Consider the following 19,779-nt stretch of genomic DNA (forward strand, 5'->3'; position numbering starts at 1 on the left):
ACACGAACAAGATGTTGGCAAGTCGTAACAATCTCGACTAAGCGAGGACATGACCGCTTCCCAGCAGATCCTCCCCCAGCAGATTCTGATCGTCGAGGATGAACCGTTGATCGCCATGATGCTCGAGGATTTTCTCGAAGTATTGGACAAGGGGGTCGCAGGCTCGGTCGACACCGTGGCCGACGCGTTGAAGCGGATCGAGGAGGGCGGCGTCGATGGCGCGATCCTCGACGTGAACCTGCGCGGAGGCGAAAAAAGCACCCCTGTTGCCGAAGCCTTGGCCGCGAAAGGCGTTCCTTTCGTCTTTGCCACTGGCGGTGGCGACGACGGTGTAGCGCCGGAATTCCGCGACCGCCCCCGGTTGCACAAGCCCTTCACCATGGACGGCGTAGCGAAGGCGCTCGAAGGCCTCTGACCCTTTCCGTCATCCTGACGAAAGTCAGGATCCAGAGTAACTAAGCACGCGGTTGAAGGCTCAGCTTCCTGAATTTCGTCAGGATGGCGTGCTCGGCGTCATGCGCTTGCATCGCTGCTCGGCGTAAAATTCAACGCAACTCTCTTGCGCAAATGCCCCCTGCCGCGACATAGGCGGTCGCCATGACCCGCACATTCGATAAATCGCGCCTGCCGAGCCGCCACGTCTCCGTCGGCCCCGAACGCGCCCCGCACCGCAGCTATTACTACGCGATGGGCCTCGACGAGGAGCAGATCGCGCGCCCGTTCGTCGCGCTCGCGTCCGCCGGCAACAACTCCGCGCCCTGCAACACCACGCTCGACGCGCAGGCCGATGCCGCGCAGGCCGGCGTCATCCAGGGCGGCGGCATGCCGCGCCGGTTCAACACGATCACCGTCACCGACGGCATAGCGATGGGCCATCAGGGCATGAAGGCCTCGCTGGTAAGCCGCGAAGTCATCGCCGACTCGGTCGAACTCTCGGTCCGCGGCCATTGCTACGACGCGCTGGTCGGGTTCGCGGGCTGCGACAAGTCGCTCCCCGGCATGATGATGGCGATGCTCCGCCTCAACATCCCGTCGGTGTTCGTCTATGGCGGTTCGATCCTGCCCGGCCGCTATCAGGACCGCGACGTTACCGTCGTCGACGTGTTCGAGATCGTCGGCAAATACGCCGCCGGTGCGTGTCCGCTCTCCGAGGTCCACGCGATCGAAAAGGTCGCGTGCCCCGGCCACGGCGCGTGCGGTGGCCAGTACACTGCGAACACGATGGCCTGTGTCGCGGAGGCGATCGGTTTGTCGATCCCGAACAGCAACATGGTGCCCGCACCTTACACCACGCGCGAACAGATTGCGGTGGCGGCCGGCGCGCAGGTCATGGAGTGCCTGGCCGACAACATCCGCCCGCGCGACATCTGCACGCGCGAGGCGTTCATCAACGCCGCGCGCGTCGTCGCTGCGACCGGCGGATCGACCAACGCCGCGCTGCATCTGCCCGCGATGGCTAGCGAGGCGGGCATCGAGTTCGACCTGTTCGACGTCGCGGAGATCTTCAAGACAACGCCTTACATCGCGGACCTCAAACCCGGTGGTAAGTACGTCGCCAAGGACATGTACGAGGCTGGCGGCGTCTACATGCTGATGAAGACGATGCTCGCCGGCGGCTTCCTCAACGGCGATTGCCTGACGGTGACTGGCAAGTCGCTCGGCGAGAATATCGACCAAGTGACGTGGAACCCCGACCAGAAGGTCATCTACGATATCAAGACCCCGCTGACCCCGACCGGCGGCGTCGTCGGCCTTCGCGGCACGCTCGCTCCGGAAGGCGCGATCGTGAAGGTCGCGGGCATGCACCGCCTCCAGTTCTCCGGCCCGGCCCGCGTCTTCGATTGCGAGGAGGACACCTTCGCCGCGGTCGAAAACCGCGAGATCAACGAAGGCGAAGTCATCGTCATCCGCTACGAAGGTCCTAAGGGCGGCCCCGGCATGCGCGAGATGCTGTCGACCACAGCCGCGCTCTACGGCCTCGGCATGGGCGAAAGCGTCGCGCTGATCACCGACGGGCGCTTCTCCGGCGGCACGCGCGGCTTCTGCATCGGCCATGTCGGCCCTGAGGCGGCGGACGGTGGCCCGATCGCGCTGGTCGAGAATGGCGACATCATCCACATCGACGCCGAGGCCGGCACGATCGACCTCGACGTTCCCGAGGACGTGATGGCGGAGCGGCGTGCCGCGTGGGTACCGCGCACCAACGATTACGGCTCGGGCGCACTCTGGCGCTATGCGAAGACCGTCGGCCCCGCCTACAAGGGTGCCGTCACGCACCCAGGAGCCGCAGCCGAAACCCATGTCTACGCGGATATCTGAGCCGACGCGGAAATTTGAGCGGAGACGAGTGTCTCGGCAAAACCCGCAACCCGCCCGTCACCCCAGCGAAAGCTGGGGTCTCCCGATTGGCGCGCGCCGCGACCCGAACGGGGAGATCCCAGCGTTCGCTGGGATGACGGACAGCGGTTTGAAAGTCGGCTTCGGCAAGACACTGAGCCGCCTCTTTTGCCTCTCCCTCATCCCGCTAGCGGCCTGCGGGCCAGGCAAGCCATCCAGCACGCAAGTCGCAGCCGAACAGGCCAAGGAGTCCGCCGGCGATCTCCGCATACCCTGCGCCCGCGGGACCGCAGCGCTCGAAACGGTCTGCACGATCGAACAGGCCAGGGGCGAGACCGGCCCGGTCCTGACCATCCGCCACCCCGACGGCGGCTTCCGCCGCCTGCTCGTCACCGACGACGGACGCGGCGTCATCGCGGCCGACGGAGCTGAGGTCGCGAAGGTCGGCCTGATCGAGGGCAACGGTATCGAGGTGTCGATCGGCGACGCCCGCTACCGCCTCCCGGCCACCATCAAGAGCGCGACCAAGCCGTCATGATTCGCATCGAGGGGCAGGCGATCCTGACTGCCGCCGCAATGCGCGCGGCGGAAGACGCGGTAATCGCCACCGGCGTGTCGGTCGAGACGCTGATGGAACGCGCCGGTACTGCCATCGCAGGCGCCGTCCGCCGGTTGGCCGGCGCGAACGACGTTCTGATCCTGTGTGGTCCCGGCAACAACGGTGGCGACGGCTATGTCACCGCGCGGGTACTGACGGAGATGGGCATTCCGGTTCGCGTGGCGGCGCTGTCGGAGCCGAAGACGGATGCGGCGAAGTCGGCAAGGGCAGGGTGGTCCGGCCCGGTTGAAACTTTGGCGGAAGCGATGCCCGCCCCGATTTTGGTGGACGCGCTGTTCGGCACGGGCCTGACTCGTCCGCTAGACATCGATGTTCTTCCACCCACCGGCCCCTCCCCGGCGAAGGCCGGGGCCCAGTTGGGTAGCCCTGTCGATGAGCCGATCGGTTCACCCACCTGGACCCCGGCCTCCGCCGGGGAGGGGACGGTGGTGGGGCGGCTCCACTCGCTGGCCAACGCCGCGCAACTCAGCATCGCCGTCGACCTCCCCAGTGGACTCGCCACCGACTCCGGGAATTCTCTCAGCGAGCCACCAGTCTTCGACCTCACCCTCGCCCTCGGCGCGGTAAAACCCGCGCATCTCCTCCAACCCGCCGCCCGATACTGCGGCCAGATCCGCCTCCTCGACATCGGCGTTCCCACGGATAGCCAAGCCGAAGTCCTGAAAACCCCAAGCCTCCCAACCCCCGGCCCGGACTCACACAAATACACCCGAGGCGTGGTTGCGATCATCGCGGGTACCATGTCGGGCGCCGCCGATCTCGCCGCGCTCGCCGCGATGCGCGCCGGGTCGGGCTACGTAACGCTGCTCGGCGACAGCCAAGGCCCCCCGCACGCACTCGTCCGCGCGCCGTTCTCCGACCACGCGCTCGCGAACGACCGGATCGGTGCGCTCGTCATCGGACCTGGCCTGGGTCGCGACGACCTCGCCAAGACCCGCCTCGAAGCGGCACTGACCTCGAACCACCCGCTGATCATCGACGGCGACGCGCTCCGCCTGATCGACCTCGAGCGAATCAAGGCGCTGAAGATCCCCGTCATTCTCACCCCGCATGCCGGCGAGTTCGACGCGCTCTTCGGCAACTCCGATGCCGACAAGATCGCGAGAGCCCGAGACGCCGCCACCCGCGCCAACGCCATCGTCGTCTTCAAGGGCGCCGACACCGTCATCGCCGCGCCCGACGGCCGGGTCCGCATCGCGCAGGGGTCCAGCGACTGGCTCTCCACCGCCGGCACCGGCGATGCCCTCGCCGGCGCGATCGGCGCGATGCTTGCCGCAAAGCTCGAACCGCTCGACGCGGCCTGCGCCGGAGTGTGGCTCCACGGTGACGCTGCCCGCCGATTGGGCGCGGCTTTCATCGCCGACGACTTGGCGGACGCGCTCGGGTCCGCCAGAGCATCGCTATGACCTCTGAAACGAATATCGACACCATCGTCCGCGTCGCGGCCCGCGGCGACGGCATGACCGCCGACGGACGCCACGCCGCCTTCTCGGCGCCCGGCGACATGCTCGCCGCCGACGGCAGCGTCACGCCCGGCCCGCACCACCAGACTCCCCCCTGCGTGCATTTCCCGACCTGCGGCGGGTGCCAGCTCCAGCATCTCGACGACCACGCCTATGCCGAGTTCGTCACCGACCGCATCGCCTCCGCGCTCGACGGCCAGGACCTGTCCGCCCCGATCCGCACGCCGCACATCTCGCCCGAACGCAGCCGCCGCCGCGCGACGCTCCACGCCGAGGCAAAGGGGGGCAAGATCACGCTCGGCTTCACCGCGGAGAAGGCGCACACGATCGTCGACATCAAGGAATGCTGGATCCTCGATCCGCGCCTCTTCGCGCTCGTCCAACCTTTGCGCCAGCTGCTCAAGCGCCTCAACTTCCGTCGTCGCGCGGACATCCACCTGACGCTCGCCGACCAGGGCGCGGACATCCTGATCACCGGCTTCGCCCCCGAAGGCCTCCCCGCCGCCGAAGCGCTGACCAAGTTCTGCGAAGACCACAAGATCGCTCGGGTCGCGTTCGACGACGGTCTCGGCCCCGAGACGCGCTGGGAGCCCGACGCGGTCACGATCACGCTCGGTGGCGTCCCCGTGCCGCTCCCGCCCGCGTCGTTCCTCCAAGCCACGCCCGATGGCGAAGCCGTACTCACCGCCGCTGTCCTCGAAGCGATCGGTAAGCCCGCGACGGTCGCTGACCTGTTCGCCGGCCTCGGCACCTTCACGCTCGCGATCTCCGCCAAGGTCTATGCGGCCGAAGGCGCGCGCGACGCGCTGGGCTCGCTGAAGGCCGCCGCGCACCGCACCCAGCGACCCGTCTACCCGGAGCACCGCGATCTCTATCGCCGGCCGCTGACGGTGGCCGAACTCGACCGGTTCGACGCGGTGGTGATCGATCCGCCCCGCTCCGGCGCGCGCGAACAGGCGACGGCGCTGGCGGAGTGCAAGACGCCGGTGATCGCCTATGTCTCGTGCAACCCGGCCAGCTTCGCGCGCGACGCGAAGGAGCTTTGCGACGCGGGCTGGCGGATCGACTGGGTCCAGCCGGTCGGCCAGTTCCGCTGGTCCACCCATGTCGAACTCGCGGCCAAGTTCGTCCGCTAACTATCCTCCCCTGTAAGGGGAGGTGTCGCGCAGCGACGGAGGGGTGTCGCGCTATCGAGAGCGGGTAACCCCTCCGTCAGCGCAATGCGCTGCCACCTCGCCTTCCAGGGGAGGATTGAAGTAGCGATCAAAGTGGTGGGTAATTCCCCTGATGCTCAGGGATAAACCGCGCTCACAAAAAACAACCCATCAGGCGGCGCATTCAGCCCCAGCATCGCCCGATCCTTCGCCGCCAGCGCCTTCGCAACATCGCCAACCGCCCAGCGCCCCATACCCACCAGCGCCAGGCACCCGACCATCGACCGCACCTGATGGTGCAGGAACGACCGCGCCGCCGCGTAGACAAACAACCGCGCCCCTTCGCGCACCACCTCGAGCCGGTCCAAAGTCCGCACCGGACTATCCGCCTGGCAATGCGCCGACCGAAACGTCGTGAAGTCATGCCGCCCGACCAGCGCCCCCGCAGCCTCCGCCATCGCTCCGGCATCAAGCAACTGCGGCACCTGCCAGGCCAGCCCCGCCTCGAACGTCAGCGGCGATCGCCGATTAATAATCCGGTACTCATACGACCGCCCGACACACGAAAACCGCGCATGCCAATCGTCGTCGACCACTTCGCACGCCAACACCGACACCGGCGCCGGCTTCACTAGCGCATTCAGCCCCTCCATCAACCGAAACGCCGCGAGCGGCTTCGCGATGTCGACATGCGCGCGCATCGCCATCCCGTGGACGCCCGCATCGGTCCGCCCCGCCGCCTGCACCGACGCGGTCTCACCGGTCATCTTCAGCACCGCCGCCTCCAGCGCCGCCTGCACGCTCGGGCCGTGCTTCTGCCGCTGCCAGCCCATGAACGGCCGGCCGTCGAACTCCACCGTCAACGCGAACCGCGTCAAAGCTGAGCCCCCGAGCGAATCGGAAACCCGCGCAGCATCTCCTCCGCCGAGGTCACGCCACGCCCGGCGCGCTGCACCAAGGTCGGCCGGATCGCCCCGTCGCCGCACCCGATCGTCAGCTCGGCATTCACTGTCAGCCCCTCGCACCCAAGAAACGAGAACGGCAACACATCCGCCGCTAGCACCTTCACGCGCTCGCCGGCATGCTCGAACCACGCCCCCGGCGCCGGGTTCATCGCCCGCACCAGCCGCTCGACCTCGACCGCCGACCGCTCGAAATCGATCCGCGCCTCGGCCTTGTCGATCTTCGCGGCATAGGTGACGCCGTCCTCGGGCTGCGGCCGGGCAGGGTAGGCGTCGAGATCGCTCAGCACCTCGACCATCAACCGAGCCCCCATCGCCGACAGCTCGGCGGTCAAATCCCCCGCGGTCTTGCCAACGATCGGCGTCCGACCCTCGAGCCGAACCGGCCCGGTATCCAGACCCGCCTCCATCTGCATGATCCCGACCCCCGTCTCGGCATCGCCCGCGAGGATCGCCCGCTGCACCGGCGCCGCCCCCCGCCACCGCGGCAACAGCGACCCATGCACGTTCAGGCACCCGAATCGAGGCGCCTCCAGCACCGCGCGCGGCAGAATAAGACCATAGGCCGCAACGACCGCAACGTCCGCGTCCAAGGCGGCAAACGCCTCGCGAGCCTCCAGCCCTTCCGGCAAAGACGCCTTAAACGACACCGGCGTCCGGACTTCGATCCCCAGCGCCTCCGCCCGAACCTGCACCGGCGACGGCACCAGTTCGCGCCCACGCCGCCCCCCTGGCCGGGCCGGCTGGCAATACGCCGCCACCACGTCATGCCCCGCCGCGACGAGGGTCTCTAGCACCGGCACCGCGAAGTCCGGCGTTCCCATGAAGATGATCCGCATGGCCCCTCTCGAACACGCTGGCGGGGAGCCGCGCAACCCCCTATCTGTTCCCTATGGCATCCCCCGAGATCGAGGCGCTGACGCAGGCGCTGGCCCGGCTCCCCGGCCTCGGCCCCCGGTCCGCACGTCGCGCCGTGCTGCATCTGCTCAAGAAGCGCGATGCGGCGCTGGGTCCCCTGCGCGAGGCGCTGACCGCGGTCGACGAGCGGCTGGAGAACTGCTCGACCTGCGGCAACGTCGACACGACCAACCCCTGCGCGATCTGCGCCGACCTGCGCCGCGACCAGCGTTCGCTGTGCGTCGTGGAGGAAGTCGCCGATCTCTGGGCACTCGACCGCTCGCGGCTGTTCCCCGGCCGCTTCCACGTCCTCGGTGGGCGGCTGTCCGCACTCGAAGGCATCCGCCCCGAAGATCTCAGCATCGACAGCCTCGTCCGCCGCATCGAAGCCGGCGGCATCGACGAAGTCGTGCTCGCGATGAACGCCACGCTCGAAGGCCAGACCACCGCGCACTACATCGCCGAGCGTATCGAACGCTTCCCGGTCCGCGTCACCCAACTCGCGCACGGCCTGCCGGTGGGCGGCGAACTCGACTATCTGGACGAGGGCACGCTGGCGCAGGCGTTAAGGGCAAGGCGGCCAATGGCTTGAGCCAAGTGCTTGACGCACCCCCGCGCGGAACCTAGCTGCGCAGGATGACCGTCATGACCGTTCTCGAAGTCCCCGATCCCCGCCTGCGCGTCGTCGCGGAACCGGTGGAGACGGTCGACGACTCCATCCGCACGCTCGTCGCCGACATGATCGAGACGATGTACGACTTCAACGGCATCGGCCTCGCCGCGACCCAGGTCGGCGTGCAGAAGCGCGTCCTCGTCATCGATCTCCAGGAGGAGAAGGACGAGGACGACAAGCCGATCAAGAACCCCAAGGCGTACATCAACGCCGAGATCCTGTCGGTCAGCGACGAGGTCTCCACCTATAACGAGGGCTGCCTCTCGATCCCGGAGCAGTATGCCGAGGTGGCGCGCCCGGCGCGGTGCCGCGTGAAGTGGCTCGACGAGACCGGCGCGGCGCATGAGGAGGATTTCGACGGACTGCTGTCGACCTGCATGCAGCATGAGATCGACCACCTCGACGGGGTGCTGTTCATCGACCACATCAGCCGCCTCAAGCGCGACATGGTGCTGAAGAAACTGGCGAAGCAGCGGAAGATGGGGTGAGCGGGCGTGGCGCGGAATCGAGACCGATTTGGTCTCTCGTTCACGCCACACGCAACCACCCCGGCGAAGGCCGGGGCCCAATTGGGAGACGGTGGTGATAGCCCGCAGTGCTCCGTTACCGCGACCTTTCCAATTGGACCCCGGCCTCCGCCGGGGTGGTGCTATTCTGTTTGGCTCAATCTTTTGGTGTTGAGCGCCCCCTTCTAGTTCCCCCGCGAAGGCGGGGGCCCAGGACCACAGGCGCCGTCTCCCGTAACCCTGGACTCCCGCTTCCGCGGGAGAACAGAATATTCCGATTGTCCTACATCAATCGTTCGACGTATGTTCCACCCATGACGTCCCCAATCTTCTCCCGAACCCAAGTGCCCGCCCGCGCAGCCTCACCCGAGGAAATGCTGCGCCAGCGTCTGCACTTCCTGCACTTCACTCCAGTTTCGGCCGCGCAAAATGGCTGAGTTCGCCATCATCGCCGTCCTGGCGCTGGCCGCCGGCATCCTCCTCGGCTGGCTCCTAGCCTCCCGCCGAGCCGCCACCCTCGCCAGCGAACTCGCCGTAGCGCAGACCAAGGTCGCCGACGCCGACCTCATCCGCTCCGCACGCGACGCGGTCGAACGCGAACGCAACGCCGCGATGCAGGACCTCGCCACGCTCCGCGCACAGAACGCCGAGCGGGCCACCGACACCGATCGCCTCCGTCTCGACCTCGCGACGATCCGCGCCGACCGCGACGCCGCCCGCACCGAAATCGCCACGTTGAAAGCCCAGGGCGAAGCGTTCGAAGCGCGCCTGCTCGAACTCCGCGAGGCGAAGGACGTCATGGCCGCGCAGTTCGGCGACGTCGCCAACAAGCTGCTCAGCGACGCGCAGAAGACCTTCCTCGAACGCGCCGACGCCCGCTTCCGCCAGTCCGAAGAGTCTGCCGGCCTCAACCTCAAGTCGATGCTGCAACCCGTCAGCGACCGCCTGCAACGCTACGAAGAAGGCGTCGCAAAGGTCGAAGCCGAGCGCCGCGACGCATTCGGCGACCTCAAGGGCCAGATCGAACAGATGCGCCTCGGCCAGGAAAAGGTCTCGACCGAAGCCGCCAAGCTCGTCAATTCCCTCCGCAACGCCCCCAAATCCCGCGGCCGCTGGGGCGAGCAGCAACTGAAGAACGTCCTCGAAACCTGCGGCCTCAGCGAACACACCGATTTCCAGACCGAGGTCAGCGTCGCGGTAGGCGACGACGGCGCCCGCCTCCGCCCCGACGCAATCATCCGCGTCCCCGGCGGTCGAGCATTGGTCATCGACGCAAAGGTCTCGCTCAACGCGTACCAGGACGCATTCGGCGCGGTCGACGACGCCGAACGCCTGATCGGCCTCGCGGCGCACGCGGCGTCGATGCGCGCGCACGTCAACGGCCTCGGCAACAAGGCCTATTGGAGCCAGTTCGCCGACACGCCCGACTACGTCATCATGTTCGTCCCCGGCGAGCATTTTCTGTCCGCCGCACTCGAACACGACCCGACGCTCTGGGATTTCGCATTCGAAAAGCGCGTGCTGCTGGCAACGCCGACCAACCTGATCGCGATCGCCCGCACAGTCGCTGCGGTCTGGCGTCAGGAAAAGCTCGCCAACGAAGCGCGGAAGATCGGCGAACTCGGCAAGGAGATGCACGATCGCCTCGCCAAGGTCGCCGACGACCTGCGGAAGGTCGGCGTCGGCCTCAACAGCGCGGTGAAGAACTTCAACGGCTTCACCAACTCGTTCAACGGCCGCCTGATGGTAACCGGCCGCAAGTTCCGCGACCTGAACATCGAGACGGGCGCGCGTGATCTGGAAGATGTGTCGTCGGTCGACGCGCTGGCGCTAGGCGAGGGGCCTGCGCTGATAGAGAAGCCGGAAAACGTCGAAGGCTGAGACTAGCAGTTGTGAACCACCCCGGCGAAGGCCGGGGCCCAATTGGGGGACCCGAATGATGGACGCTGCGATCCGTTACTCAAGCTTTCCCAATTGGGCCCCGGCCTTCGCCGGGGTGGTGGTGCAGGGCGGCTAGGTTGGCACCGAAAACCGATCGGTACAAAATTCGTTCACCTCTCGGCAACCTTTCCCAACCCCGCGCATTAACCGGATAACACCCCCAAGAGTCACCCGGTCATGAAACACCTAGTCCCCATCCTCTGCGCCCTCATCCCCTTCGCAGCAATGATCGGCGCCTGCGTAACCTGCCCCTGACGCCCGTCGCGCAGACACAAAAGAAAAGGCCCGCCCGGATCACTCCGGGCGGGCCTTTCTGTATCGGCTAGAAGGGAAGCGAAGGGATCAACCCTGCGCCTCTTCCTCTTGGTCGCGCGGTGCTTCGGCGGTCGCGCCGGGCTCTGCGTTCGGATCGTAATCCTCGACGAAGCCAGCCTCGTCGCGCTCGAACATTGACGACATCACGTCGACGCCCGAAGCCTGCATCTCGGCCTCTTCAGGCGAGCGGGCGACGTTGACCTTGACGGCCACCGACACCTCGGGGTGCAGCGAGACCTTGACGGTGTAGACACCGATCGCCTTGATCGGCTTGTCGAGCACGATCGCCGACTTGCCGACCTTGTGACCGTCGGCCACCAGCGCATCGACCAGATCGCGAACCGCGACCGAACCGTAGAGCTGACCGGTGTTCGACGCCTGACGGATCAGGGTCACGGTCGCGTCGTTGAAGGTCTTCGCTTCGGTCTCGGCATCGCTGCGACGCGATGCGTTGTCCGATTCGATCTTCGCACGGTTCGACTCGAACACCTTGCGGTTGGCTTCGTTCGAACGAAGCGCCTTCTTGTTGGGAAGCAGGAAGTTACGTGCGTAACCGTCCTTGACCTTCACCACGTCGCCGATAGCACCAAGCTTTTCGACGCGCTCAAGCAGAATGACGTCCATGTGGGCGTGTCCTTACTTAACGATGTAGGGCAGCAAGCCCAGATGACGCGCACGCTTGATGGCCTGGGCCAGTTCGCGCTGCTTCTTTGCGGCCACCGAAGTGATACGCGACGGGACGATCTTGCCACGCTCGGACACGAAGCCCTGCAGCAACCGGACGTCCTTATAGTCGATCCGGGGAGCGTCTTTGGCGGAGAACGGGCAGCTCTTGCGGCGGCGGAAGAATGGACGTGCCATGATTATTCAGCTCCCTCTTCGCGGTCACGACGGGGACCACGGTCCGGACGATCGCCACGATCGGGACGGCCCTCACGGCCACCTTCACGGTCGCCACGACGCTCGCGGTCACGATCCTGCTTGCGCATCATCACGGTCGGGCCCTCTTCGAGGGTGTCGACCTTGACCGTCATGTAACGGATGATGTCTTCGTTGATCTGGGTCTGGCGCTCCAGCTCTGCGATCACGCTGCCTGGGGCATCGATCTCGAGCATGACATAGTGCGCCTTGCGGTTCTTGGCGATCTTGTACGCCAGCGAACGCAGGCCCCAGTTCTCGGTCTTTACGACCCGACCTTCGTTGTCGTTCACGATCTTGGTGGCGATTTCCGCCAGTGCGTCCACCTGCGCTTGTGCCAAATCCTGGCGCGCAAGGAACACGTGCTCGTAAAGAGCCATGTCTTGTCCTTCGTCTTGGCCGATCGCTGATACACGCCCCATGCGTGCACCCCTCCGGCTGTCGTCTTAGAAAACGGCGTCTAGAATGCAAACAGGGGCGAGAGACGCGAATCTCTCACCCCGGTTGCAGAGGGCCTTACCCGTTTATCGGGGAAAGGCAAGGTTGGTGTGCTTCGTTCAACTAGTCCCGCCATCCTGACGAAAGTCAGGATCCAGAGCCAGAAATGCCGTCGCTCGTAACCCTGGATCCTGACTTTCGTCAGGATGACGGGCGAGGGGTGAGGGACGCCCTTATGACGTCCCTAGACCCAGGCCTAATCGATTACCGGAACGCGCCGCCACGAACCTGGACCACGTTGCCACGGGCGTTGATCAGGATCGCGTCGTTGCCCGAGCGGACCCACTGGCTGCCACGCGGCGGGGCGGCGAGGCGATAGTTGCGATACGTCGTGATCACCCGGTAGTTCTGCGCATAGCGGCGATCGAAGCGCTGGCCGGCGCGCCAGTTGCGATACTGGTTCGGGCGGACGACGGTCTTCTTGGTGACGACGGTGCGGCCGTTGTTGTTCTGGCGCACGGTGGTCACTTCGCGGCGCTGCTGCGCCTCGGCCGGGGCTGCGGCAAGCAGCGGGCTGGCGACGAGGGTAGCGGCCAGTGCGCTGAGGATGAACTTCTTCATGGGTAATCTCCCGTTTGAAACACGGCGCCGTTGTGCGGCGTCATCCCTAAATTGGGACTCGATTGTCGCAGGTGCATGTCGCAGCCTGCGCGAAATGGTCGCATATTGTCGCAAGTCCGCAAGGTTCGTTCAGGTTGCAACTCAGCCCGCACCTTTATAGGCCGCCGCCAACATAGAGGAGAGATCATGCGCGCGTTCATCTTCCCCGGCCAGGGGAGCCAGTCTGTCGGCATGGGCAAGGCGCTGGCCGACGCCAGTGCCACCGCCCGCGAGGTCTTCGCCGAAGTCGACGAGGCGCTCGGGCAGCACCTGTTCCGCCTGATGAGCGAAGGTCCCGCGGACGACCTGCTCCTCACCGAAAACGCCCAGCCCGCGATCATGGCGAACGCGATCGCCACCTTGCGTGTCGCCGAAAAGGAAGGCGGCATCCGCCTCGCCGACAAGGCCGATTATGTCGCTGGCCACAGCCTCGGCGAATACACCGCCTTGTGCGCCGCCGGTGCACTTGACCTGTCGACCACCGCCCGCCTCCTGAAACTCCGCGGCCGCGCGATGCAGGCCGCAGTCCCGGTAGGCGAGGGCGCGATGGCAGCGTTGCTCGGCACCGATCTAGAAAAAGCGCAGGTCATCGCTGGCGCCGCAGTCGATGCGATCCTCGCGGAAGGCGGCCCAGAACTGATCTGCACCGTCGCCAACGACAACGACCCCTCGCAGGTCGTCATCTCCGGCCACCGCCTCGCCATCGAAAAGGCGATCGCGCTGGCCAAGGACCTCGGAGCCAAGCGCGCGGTGCTGCTCCCCGTCTCCGCCCCCTTCCACTGCCCCCTGATGCAGCCCGCCGCGGAAGCGATGGAAGCCGCGCTTCTAGACGCCGACCTCCGCGCGCCCCTTGTCCCGGTCTTCGCCAACGTAGACGCAACCGCCGTCGCCGACCCCGGCGCGATCCGTCGCCTGTTAGTGCAACAGGTCACCGGCATGGTCCGCTGGCGCGAATCGGTGTTGGCAATGCATGCGGCGGGGGTCGACCACTTCGTCGAATTCGGCGGCAAGGTGCTCAGCCCGATGGTCAAGCGCATCACCCCCGACGTCGAAACCACGAGCGTCATCACGATGGACGACATCGAGGGGTTAATTAAGGTACTGTAGATTTCGCGCAGAGGCGCAGAGGACGCAGAGCCCATGGAAGATATCGATGTGGTGAGCGGCGACGTCCTGGATGTCGCTCTGCGACTGCATCGAGATCTTGGGCCAGGGCTGCTGGAAAGCGTTTATGAAGCGGTCCTTGCTGGTCGGCTGGTGGCGATGGGCTATACGGTCGCTTGCCAGCGTCCGATCGATATCGAGTTCGAAGGTTTGCGCTTCGAAGCAGCGTTCCGGATCGATCTGCTTGTTGACGACCGATTGGTCGTCGAGATCAAGTCGGTCGAGCGACTTCTCTCCGTCCACGCCAAGCAACTGCTGACCTATCTCAGATTGACCAAACAGCCCGTCGGGCTGCTCATCAATTTCGGCGGCGCCACCCTGAAAGAGGGCGTCCGCCGCCTCGTCAATAACTACCGCCCCTCCGCGTCCTCCGCGCCTCTGCGCGAACAAATTTTTTGAATCTGGAGACCAAAATGTTCGACCTCACAGGCATGACCGCCCTCGTCACCGGGGCATCCGGCGGGATCGGGTCCGAAATCGCCAAGGCCCTCGCCGCGCAAGGCGCGCGCCTAGCCGTATCCGGCTCCAACGCCGAAAAGCTCGAAGCCTTCCGCGCCAGCCTCGGCGGCGACCACGTCGCGCTCCCCTGCAACCTCTCCGACGCCGCTGCCGTCGACGCGCTCGTCCCCCAGGCGGTGGAGAAGCTCGGCAAGCTCGACATCCTCGTCAACAACGCCGGCGTCACCCGCGACAATCTCGCGATGCGGATGAAGGACGACGAGTGGGACAGCGTCATCCGCGTCAATCTCGAAGCCGCGTTCCGCCTCATGCGCGCCGCCGCCAAGCCGATGATGAAGGCACGCTTTGGCCGGATGATCTCGGTCACCTCGATCGTCGGCGTCACCGGCAATCCCGGTCAGGCCAACTACGCCGCATCGAAGGCCGGCCTGATCGGCATGTCGAAATCGATTGCGCAGGAGCTCGCCAGCCGCGGCATAACGGTCAACTGCGTGGCGCCCGGTTTCATCACCTCGCCGATGACCGACGCGCTGCCCGACGCGCAGAAGACCGCGCTTACCGCGAAGATTCCTGCCGGTCGTCTTGGCGAAGGCGCAGACATCGGCGCGGCGATCGTGTACCTCGCCAGCCGTGAAGCCGGCTACGTCACGGGACAAACCGTGCACGTGAACGGCGGGATGGCGATGATCTGAACTTGCGCGCTGAACTGCCGCGTTCTAGGTGCGTTCAGGAAATACCGAAAACCCCCAGATTTGAAGAGGGAACTACCATGAGCGAGACAGCTGACCGCGTAAAGAAGATCGTCGTCGAGCATCTCGGCGTCGAAGCCGACAAGGTGACCGAGGACGCGAGCTTCATCGACGACCTGGGCGCAGACAGCCTCGACATCGTCGAACTCGTCATGGCGTTCGAGGAAGAATTCGGCGTCGAGATCCCCGATGATGCCGCCGAGAAGATCGCGACCGTCAAGGATGCGATCACCTACATCGACGAGCACAAGGCCTGATCAGGGTCTAGGGTTCAAAACTTTGGACCTGCCCTGAAGGGTGTGATTTGAGCGGCTCCCCGTCCTTGGGCAAAGAGGGCGGGGAGCCGTTTCGTTTTGAGAGCAGACGGAGTTTGAAGCCATGCGGCGTGTCGTCGTAACCGGGCTAGGCCTGGTCACCCCCCTGGGGGCGGATGTTGAAACGGCCTGGGCGAATATCCTCGCCGGCAAGTCGGGCGCGGGTCCGATCACGCGCTTCGACGCGTCGGATCAGGTGTGCCGCATCGCCTGCGAGGTGAAGCCGGCCGACCACGAATATGGCTTCGACCCCGGCAAGCGCGTCGACCACAAGGTCCAGCGGCAGGTCGATCCGTTCATCATCTACGGAATCGACGCCGCTGGCCAGGCTCTGGAAGATGCCGGGCTGACCGAGATGACGCTTGAAGAGAGCTGGCGTGCCGGCGTCTCGATCGGCTCGGGCATCGGCGGCCTGCCGGGTATCGAGAGCGAATCGATCGTGCTCCACACCAAGGGCCCGCGCCGCGTCTCGCCGCACTTCGTCCACGGACGGCTGATCAACCTGATCTCGGGTCAGGTCTCGATCAAATACGGTCTGCGCGGTCCGAACCACGCGGTCGTCACCGCCTGCTCGACCGGCGCGCATGCGATCGGCGACGCCGCGCGGATGATCGCGATGGATGACGCCGACGTGATGCTCGCGGGCGGCGCGGAGGGCACGGTCTGCCCGCTCGGCATCGCCGGGTTCGCACAGGCCCGCGCGCTGTCGACCAACTTCAACGATTCGCCTGAGAAGGCTTCGCGTCCCTACGACAAGGACCGTGACGGCTTCGTGATGGGCGAGGGTGCCGGCGTGCTGGTGCTCGAGGAATACGAGCACGCAAAGGCGCGCGGCGCGAAGATGTATGCCGAGGTGATCGGTTACGGTCTGTCGGGCGATGCGTACCACGTGACCGCGCCGCATCCGGAAGGCGACGGCGCGTTCCGCTCGATGCAGATGGCGATCAAGAAGTCGGGCCTCGCGCTCGAGGACATCGACTACATCAACGCGCACGGCACTTCGACGCCGCTCGGCGACGAGCTCGAACTGGGCGCGGTCCGTCGCCTGTTCGGCGATGCGATCTCGGGCCTGTCGATGTCGTCGACCAAGTCGGCGATCGGCCATCTGCTCGGCGGTGCCGGCGCGGTCGAGAGCATCTTCTGCATCCTCGCGCTGCGCGACCAGATCGTCCCGCCGACGCTGAACCTCGACAATCCGAGCGACAGCTGTGTGGGTGTCGACCTCGTGCCGCATGTCGCGAAGAAGCGTGAAGTCCGTGCGGTGCTGAACAACTCGTTCGGCTTCGGCGGCACGAATGCGTCGCTGGTGATGACGAAGGTCCGCTAAAAAGCTTGTTCCCCCGCGAAGGCGGGGGCCCAGACTGGGTCCCCTCCTTCGTGGGGATCCAAGGAGTACCAATGCGCAAGGTCGGCTGTTTCGGATTCATCGTCGGCCTGGTGGCAGTCGTCGCGCTGTTCCTGGTCGTCCAAGGCTGGGGCGGCGCAGGCCCAGCGCCCCGCACGCTGACCGTGCAGATCGGCGAAGGCAGCACGCTGGCCGGCGCTGCCACCGAACTCGAAAAGGCCGGCGCGATCCCCTCGGCCCGCCGCTTCCGCCTCTACGCCCGCGTGTTCGGCTCGGGCGATCCGATCAAGGCCGGCGAATACCGCATCGCGCCGCACACCAGCCAGTCCGACATCCTCAAGTTAATGCAGGGCGGCAAGGTCGTCCAGCGCCTCGTCGTCGTCCCCGAAGGCTATCCCTCGGTGCTCGTCCACGACGCGCTGGCGAAGGCTGACGGTCTGACCGGCACAGTGCCGGTTCCGGCGGAAGGCTCGATTCTCCCCGATAGCTACGCCTTCCAGGCCGGCGACACCCGCGCATCGGTCGTCACGCGGATGCAGGCGGCGATGAAGACCTACCTCGCCACCGCCTGGACGAAGCGCAAGCCCGGCATCGCGGTAAGCACGCCAGAACAGGCGATCATCCTCGCGTCGATCGTCGAGAAGGAAACCGGCAAGCCCTCCGAACGCCGCACCGTCGCTGCGGTCTACGGCAATCGCCTGCGCAACGGCATGCCGCTCCAGGCCGACCCGACGGTAATCTACCCGATCACCAAGGGCCGCCCGCTCGGCCGGCGCATCCTCCGGTCGGAACTGCACGCGAAGAACGGCTACAATACCTATGCCGAAGCCGGCCTACCGGTCGGCCCGATCGCCAACCCCGGCCGCGCCTCGATCGACGCGGTGCTCGACCCGGCGCAGACCCAAGCGTTGTATTTCGTAGCGGACGGCACCGGCGGCCACGTGTTCGCGAACACGCTGGCCGAACACAACGCCAACGTGAAGAAATGGTACGCCATCCGCAAATCCCGCGGCGAGATGTAATCCTCCCCGGAACGGGGAGGGGGACCATCCGCAGGATGGTGGAGGGGGCTCACCGCGCGCGTACCATTAGTGGCATGGGATCCCCACAGGCGGGACGCTCGTGGCACTCCCCCTCCACCCCGCCGCTGCGCGTCGCGGTCCCCCTCCCCGTGCCGGGGAGGATTTACCGCCGCAATGCGTTCGCCGCGCGCGCCTTGATCTCGATCTCGGCCATCGTCCCACCGGTCACCCAGCTCCCGCCCACGCAGAGTACCGGCTTGAACGCCAGCCATTCGGGTGCGCTCGCTTCCGTGATGCCGCCGGTCGGGCAGAAGCTGCACTGATAGAACGGCGCGGCCAGAGCTTTCAGCGCCTTCAACCCGCCATTCGCCTCGGCCGGGAAGAACTTGAAGTGCGTCAGACCCAGGTCGAGCCCGGTCATGATGTCCGCCGCATTGGCGATCCCCGGCAAGAACGGAATGCCGCTCTCGATGATCGGCGTGGCAAGGCGTTCGGTCAGCCCCGGCGAGACGATGAACTCCGCCCCCGCATCGCGGACCTGTGCGAACTGCTGTGTATTCACGACGGTACCGGCGCCGACGATCGCGCCGGGCACCTTCTTCATCTCGGCGATCGCCTCCAACGCCGCGCCGGTGCGCAACGTCACTTCGAGCACGCGCAGGCCACCGGCGACCAGCGCCTCAGCGAGCGGACGAGCGAGCGCCGCGTCTTCGATCACCAGCACCGGGATGACGGCGCTGGTCTGCATGATGTCTGCGATGGTGGGCGAGGGGGTGACGGTCATTGGGTGTGTTCCTGTGCGAAAGCGGCCGCGGCGCCGAACAGGCCGGGCTGAGGATGGGTGATGAGCTTGACAGGCATCGCTGCCATCATGCCCTGGAAGCGACCCTTGGCGACGAAGCGCTGGTCGAAGCCCGAGCGAATCAGGCGATCCTTGATCCGGAAGCCGAGGCCGCCTGCGATCACGACTGCCTTCGCGCCCTGCGCCAGCGCCAGATCACCCGCGACCGCGCCGAGGGCGAGGCAGAACCGGTCGAGCGCGGCGAGTGCTATCGAGTCAGTGCCGTCAATCGCCTCTGTCCAGATCGTCTTGTCGTCATGGCTCGGCACCGCGCGGCCCTCCAGAGCAGCGAGCGTCTCGTAGATCGCGACGATGCCGGGTCCAGCAACGACGCGCTCCGCGGAAACGCGTGTGAAGGTCTTTCGCAGACGCTTGAGCAGCGCATCCTCGATCCCGTCGAGCGGGGCGAAGTCCATATGTCCGCCCTCGGTCTCGAGGACCTGATAGCCGTCCTTGCGCCGCAGCAACTGTGCGACGCCGAGCCCGGTGCCGGGGCCGCAGATCGTCGTGATGCCCTCGGACGGCAGCGGCGTATCGGGTCCGCAGAGGTGGATGAAGTCGCTGCTCGGCACCTGCGCGACGGCATGGCCGACCGCGCCAAAATCATTGACCACCACCCACTGGTCCGCCTTCAGCCGTTCGGTGATCAGCGACTTGCGGATGATCCACGGGTTGTTGGTCAGCCGGATGACGTCGTTCGCAACCGGCGACGCGACCGCGATCGCGAGCGCGCGGGGGAGGGGGCGACCTAGCCCCGCCTCGAACGCCTGGTATGCGGTCTGGAGCGACGCGTGGTCCGCGGTCTTCAGCGTCGCCGGCTCGCCGAGCGAAACGACGCGACCGTTCTCGACCTCGGCGATCGCGAAGCGCGCATGCGTGCCACCGATATCTGCCGCTACGATTTCCATGTCATCCTCCGTCTATTATTATTGTCCCCCCGTCATCCCAGCGAAAGCTGGGATCTCAGGCCGCATAGTCCGTCCCCGTGGCGCGAGGTCCCGG

22 protein-coding genes are annotated in these 19,779 nt (G+C 66.1%); 14 read left to right on the forward strand and 8 right to left on the reverse strand.

All coding sequences use genetic code 11. The features are described from left to right. The first annotated feature begins 49 nt into the window (after nucleotides 1–49). The 5 genes from ACLBWL_RS07200 (at nucleotide 50) to ACLBWL_RS07220 (ending at nucleotide 5,555) form a co-directional block, all read left to right on the forward strand. Nucleotides 50–415, forward strand: a complete 366-nt coding sequence (locus ACLBWL_RS07200; RefSeq protein ID WP_447791488.1) for a response regulator — start codon at nucleotides 50–52, stop codon at nucleotides 413–415. A 182-nt stretch (nucleotides 416–597) separates the two neighbouring features. Continuing rightward, nucleotides 598–2,319 (forward strand): dihydroxy-acid dehydratase, encoded by a 1,722-nt coding sequence (gene ilvD, locus ACLBWL_RS07205; protein ID WP_447791490.1) that lies wholly within the window; start codon nucleotides 598–600, stop codon nucleotides 2,317–2,319. Between the two features lie 133 nt (nucleotides 2,320–2,452). Continuing rightward, nucleotides 2,453–2,875: a hypothetical protein gene (locus tag ACLBWL_RS07210; RefSeq protein ID WP_447791492.1), complete on the forward strand. Its 423-nt coding sequence runs from the start codon at nucleotides 2,453–2,455 to the stop codon at nucleotides 2,873–2,875. Next, complete coding sequence (locus ACLBWL_RS07215; RefSeq protein ID WP_447791494.1) at nucleotides 2,872–4,362, forward strand: NAD(P)H-hydrate dehydratase; 1,491 nt, start codon at nucleotides 2,872–2,874, stop codon at nucleotides 4,360–4,362. The genes ACLBWL_RS07210 and ACLBWL_RS07215 overlap by 4 nt, the downstream gene beginning before the upstream one ends. Next, entirely contained in the window at nucleotides 4,359–5,555 is a 1,197-nt protein-coding gene (locus tag ACLBWL_RS07220; RefSeq protein WP_447791496.1) for a class I SAM-dependent RNA methyltransferase, read from the forward strand. Before ACLBWL_RS07215 ends, ACLBWL_RS07220 begins: the two co-directional genes overlap by 4 nt. A 155-nt stretch (nucleotides 5,556–5,710) precedes the next feature. Here ACLBWL_RS07220 and truA read toward each other — a convergent pair whose 3' ends face one another. Further along, entirely contained in the window at nucleotides 5,711–6,451 is a 741-nt protein-coding gene (gene truA / locus ACLBWL_RS07225; RefSeq protein WP_447791498.1) for a tRNA pseudouridine(38-40) synthase TruA, read from the reverse strand. Continuing rightward, nucleotides 6,448–7,374, reverse strand: a complete 927-nt coding sequence (gene fmt / locus ACLBWL_RS07230; RefSeq protein WP_447791500.1) for a methionyl-tRNA formyltransferase — start codon at nucleotides 7,372–7,374, stop codon at nucleotides 6,448–6,450. The genes truA and fmt overlap by 4 nt, the downstream gene beginning before the upstream one ends. A 53-nt stretch (nucleotides 7,375–7,427) precedes the next feature. Between fmt and recR the strand changes: the two genes are divergently transcribed. The 3 genes from recR to rmuC all read left to right on the forward strand — a co-directional run bounded on the left by recR (nucleotide 7,428) and on the right by rmuC (nucleotide 10,492). After that, nucleotides 7,428–8,024 carry a recombination mediator RecR gene (gene recR, locus ACLBWL_RS07235; protein WP_447791502.1) on the forward strand — a complete coding sequence of 199 codons (597 nt, stop codon included), beginning with the start codon at nucleotides 7,428–7,430 and terminating at the stop codon, nucleotides 8,022–8,024. A gap of 44 nt (nucleotides 8,025–8,068) precedes the next feature. After that, nucleotides 8,069–8,593: a peptide deformylase gene (def, locus tag ACLBWL_RS07240; RefSeq protein ID WP_447791504.1), complete on the forward strand. Its 525-nt coding sequence runs from the start codon at nucleotides 8,069–8,071 to the stop codon at nucleotides 8,591–8,593. 447 nt (nucleotides 8,594–9,040) lie between these two features. After that, nucleotides 9,041–10,492 (forward strand): DNA recombination protein RmuC, encoded by a 1,452-nt coding sequence (gene rmuC / locus ACLBWL_RS07245; RefSeq protein WP_447791506.1) that lies wholly within the window; start codon nucleotides 9,041–9,043, stop codon nucleotides 10,490–10,492. A 402-nt stretch (nucleotides 10,493–10,894) separates the two neighbouring features. Here the strand turns inward: rmuC and rplI are convergent, their stop codons facing one another. The 4 genes from rplI to ACLBWL_RS07265 form a co-directional block, all read right to left on the reverse strand. Continuing rightward, nucleotides 10,895–11,491, reverse strand: coding sequence for a 50S ribosomal protein L9 (gene rplI, locus ACLBWL_RS07250; protein WP_056050886.1), 597 nt, complete (start codon nucleotides 11,489–11,491; stop codon nucleotides 10,895–10,897). 12 nt (nucleotides 11,492–11,503) lie between these two features. Beyond that, nucleotides 11,504–11,728 carry a 30S ribosomal protein S18 gene (rpsR, locus tag ACLBWL_RS07255; protein ID WP_031393978.1) on the reverse strand — a complete coding sequence of 75 codons (225 nt, stop codon included), beginning with the start codon at nucleotides 11,726–11,728 and terminating at the stop codon, nucleotides 11,504–11,506. 2 nt (nucleotides 11,729–11,730) lie between these two features. After that, nucleotides 11,731–12,165: a 30S ribosomal protein S6 gene (gene rpsF / locus ACLBWL_RS07260; RefSeq protein ID WP_056050884.1), complete on the reverse strand. Its 435-nt coding sequence runs from the start codon at nucleotides 12,163–12,165 to the stop codon at nucleotides 11,731–11,733. Between the two features lie 322 nt (nucleotides 12,166–12,487). Beyond that, nucleotides 12,488–12,844, reverse strand: coding sequence for an RcnB family protein (locus ACLBWL_RS07265; RefSeq protein WP_254688490.1), 357 nt, complete (start codon nucleotides 12,842–12,844; stop codon nucleotides 12,488–12,490). A 186-nt stretch (nucleotides 12,845–13,030) separates the two neighbouring features. On the opposite strand from ACLBWL_RS07265, the gene fabD reads away from it, so the two are divergent. From fabD to mltG, 6 genes are all read left to right on the forward strand, one after another. Next, nucleotides 13,031–13,990, forward strand: coding sequence for an ACP S-malonyltransferase (fabD, locus tag ACLBWL_RS07270; RefSeq protein ID WP_447791510.1), 960 nt, complete (start codon nucleotides 13,031–13,033; stop codon nucleotides 13,988–13,990). A gap of 33 nt (nucleotides 13,991–14,023) precedes the next feature. Then, entirely contained in the window at nucleotides 14,024–14,446 is a 423-nt protein-coding gene (locus ACLBWL_RS07275; RefSeq protein ID WP_447791512.1) for a GxxExxY protein, read from the forward strand. A 14-nt stretch (nucleotides 14,447–14,460) separates the two neighbouring features. Further along, nucleotides 14,461–15,198 carry a 3-oxoacyl-[acyl-carrier-protein] reductase gene (gene fabG / locus ACLBWL_RS07280; RefSeq protein WP_447791514.1) on the forward strand — a complete coding sequence of 246 codons (738 nt, stop codon included), beginning with the start codon at nucleotides 14,461–14,463 and terminating at the stop codon, nucleotides 15,196–15,198. Between the two features lie 77 nt (nucleotides 15,199–15,275). Next, nucleotides 15,276–15,512 (forward strand): acyl carrier protein, encoded by a 237-nt coding sequence (locus ACLBWL_RS07285; protein WP_031393971.1) that lies wholly within the window; start codon nucleotides 15,276–15,278, stop codon nucleotides 15,510–15,512. Nucleotides 15,513–15,633: 121 nt separating this feature from the next. Then, nucleotides 15,634–16,896 carry a beta-ketoacyl-ACP synthase II gene (gene fabF, locus ACLBWL_RS07290; RefSeq protein ID WP_060526942.1) on the forward strand — a complete coding sequence of 421 codons (1,263 nt, stop codon included), beginning with the start codon at nucleotides 15,634–15,636 and terminating at the stop codon, nucleotides 16,894–16,896. Between the two features lie 71 nt (nucleotides 16,897–16,967). After that, nucleotides 16,968–17,936, forward strand: a complete 969-nt coding sequence (gene mltG, locus ACLBWL_RS07295) for an endolytic transglycosylase MltG (RefSeq protein WP_447791517.1) — start codon at nucleotides 16,968–16,970, stop codon at nucleotides 17,934–17,936. Nucleotides 17,937–18,099: 163 nt separating this feature from the next. On the opposite strand, the gene eda is transcribed toward mltG, so the two are convergent. Continuing rightward, nucleotides 18,100–18,720 carry a bifunctional 4-hydroxy-2-oxoglutarate aldolase/2-dehydro-3-deoxy-phosphogluconate aldolase gene (gene eda / locus ACLBWL_RS07300; RefSeq protein ID WP_447791519.1) on the reverse strand — a complete coding sequence of 207 codons (621 nt, stop codon included), beginning with the start codon at nucleotides 18,718–18,720 and terminating at the stop codon, nucleotides 18,100–18,102. Further along, nucleotides 18,717–19,685, reverse strand: coding sequence for a glucokinase (glk, locus tag ACLBWL_RS07305; RefSeq protein WP_056486103.1), 969 nt, complete (start codon nucleotides 19,683–19,685; stop codon nucleotides 18,717–18,719). Before glk ends, eda begins: the two co-directional genes overlap by 4 nt. Between the last annotated feature and the right edge of the window lie 94 nt (nucleotides 19,686–19,779).

This window comes from Sphingomonas sp. M1A8_2b, assembly GCF_053345535.1.

Coding starts and splice junctions, on each gene's coding strand:
- ACLBWL_RS07200 (WP_447791488.1), top strand. CDS start 50: ATGACCGCTTCCCAGCAGATCCTCCCCCAGCAGATTCTGATCGTCGAG.
- ilvD (WP_447791490.1), top strand. CDS start 598: ATGACCCGCACATTCGATAAATCGCGCCTGCCGAGCCGCCACGTCTCC.
- ACLBWL_RS07210 (WP_447791492.1), top strand. CDS start 2,453: ATGACGGACAGCGGTTTGAAAGTCGGCTTCGGCAAGACACTGAGCCGC.
- ACLBWL_RS07215 (WP_447791494.1), top strand. CDS start 2,872: ATGATTCGCATCGAGGGGCAGGCGATCCTGACTGCCGCCGCAATGCGC.
- ACLBWL_RS07220 (WP_447791496.1), top strand. CDS start 4,359: ATGACCTCTGAAACGAATATCGACACCATCGTCCGCGTCGCGGCCCGC.
- fmt (WP_447791500.1), bottom strand. CDS start 7,374: ATGCGGATCATCTTCATGGGAACGCCGGACTTCGCGGTGCCGGTGCTA.
- recR (WP_447791502.1), top strand. CDS start 7,428: ATGGCATCCCCCGAGATCGAGGCGCTGACGCAGGCGCTGGCCCGGCTC.
- def (WP_447791504.1), top strand. CDS start 8,069: ATGACCGTCATGACCGTTCTCGAAGTCCCCGATCCCCGCCTGCGCGTC.
- rmuC (WP_447791506.1), top strand. CDS start 9,041: ATGGCTGAGTTCGCCATCATCGCCGTCCTGGCGCTGGCCGCCGGCATC.
- rplI (WP_056050886.1), bottom strand. CDS start 11,491: ATGGACGTCATTCTGCTTGAGCGCGTCGAAAAGCTTGGTGCTATCGGC.
- rpsR (WP_031393978.1), bottom strand. CDS start 11,728: ATGGCACGTCCATTCTTCCGCCGCCGCAAGAGCTGCCCGTTCTCCGCC.
- rpsF (WP_056050884.1), bottom strand. CDS start 12,165: ATGGCTCTTTACGAGCACGTGTTCCTTGCGCGCCAGGATTTGGCACAA.
- ACLBWL_RS07265 (WP_254688490.1), bottom strand. CDS start 12,844: ATGAAGAAGTTCATCCTCAGCGCACTGGCCGCTACCCTCGTCGCCAGC.
- fabD (WP_447791510.1), top strand. CDS start 13,031: ATGCGCGCGTTCATCTTCCCCGGCCAGGGGAGCCAGTCTGTCGGCATG.
- ACLBWL_RS07275 (WP_447791512.1), top strand. CDS start 14,024: ATGGAAGATATCGATGTGGTGAGCGGCGACGTCCTGGATGTCGCTCTG.
- fabG (WP_447791514.1), top strand. CDS start 14,461: ATGTTCGACCTCACAGGCATGACCGCCCTCGTCACCGGGGCATCCGGC.
- ACLBWL_RS07285 (WP_031393971.1), top strand. CDS start 15,276: ATGAGCGAGACAGCTGACCGCGTAAAGAAGATCGTCGTCGAGCATCTC.
- fabF (WP_060526942.1), top strand. CDS start 15,634: ATGCGGCGTGTCGTCGTAACCGGGCTAGGCCTGGTCACCCCCCTGGGG.
- mltG (WP_447791517.1), top strand. CDS start 16,968: ATGCGCAAGGTCGGCTGTTTCGGATTCATCGTCGGCCTGGTGGCAGTC.
- eda (WP_447791519.1), bottom strand. CDS start 18,720: ATGACCGTCACCCCCTCGCCCACCATCGCAGACATCATGCAGACCAGC.
- glk (WP_056486103.1), bottom strand. CDS start 19,685: ATGGAAATCGTAGCGGCAGATATCGGTGGCACGCATGCGCGCTTCGCG.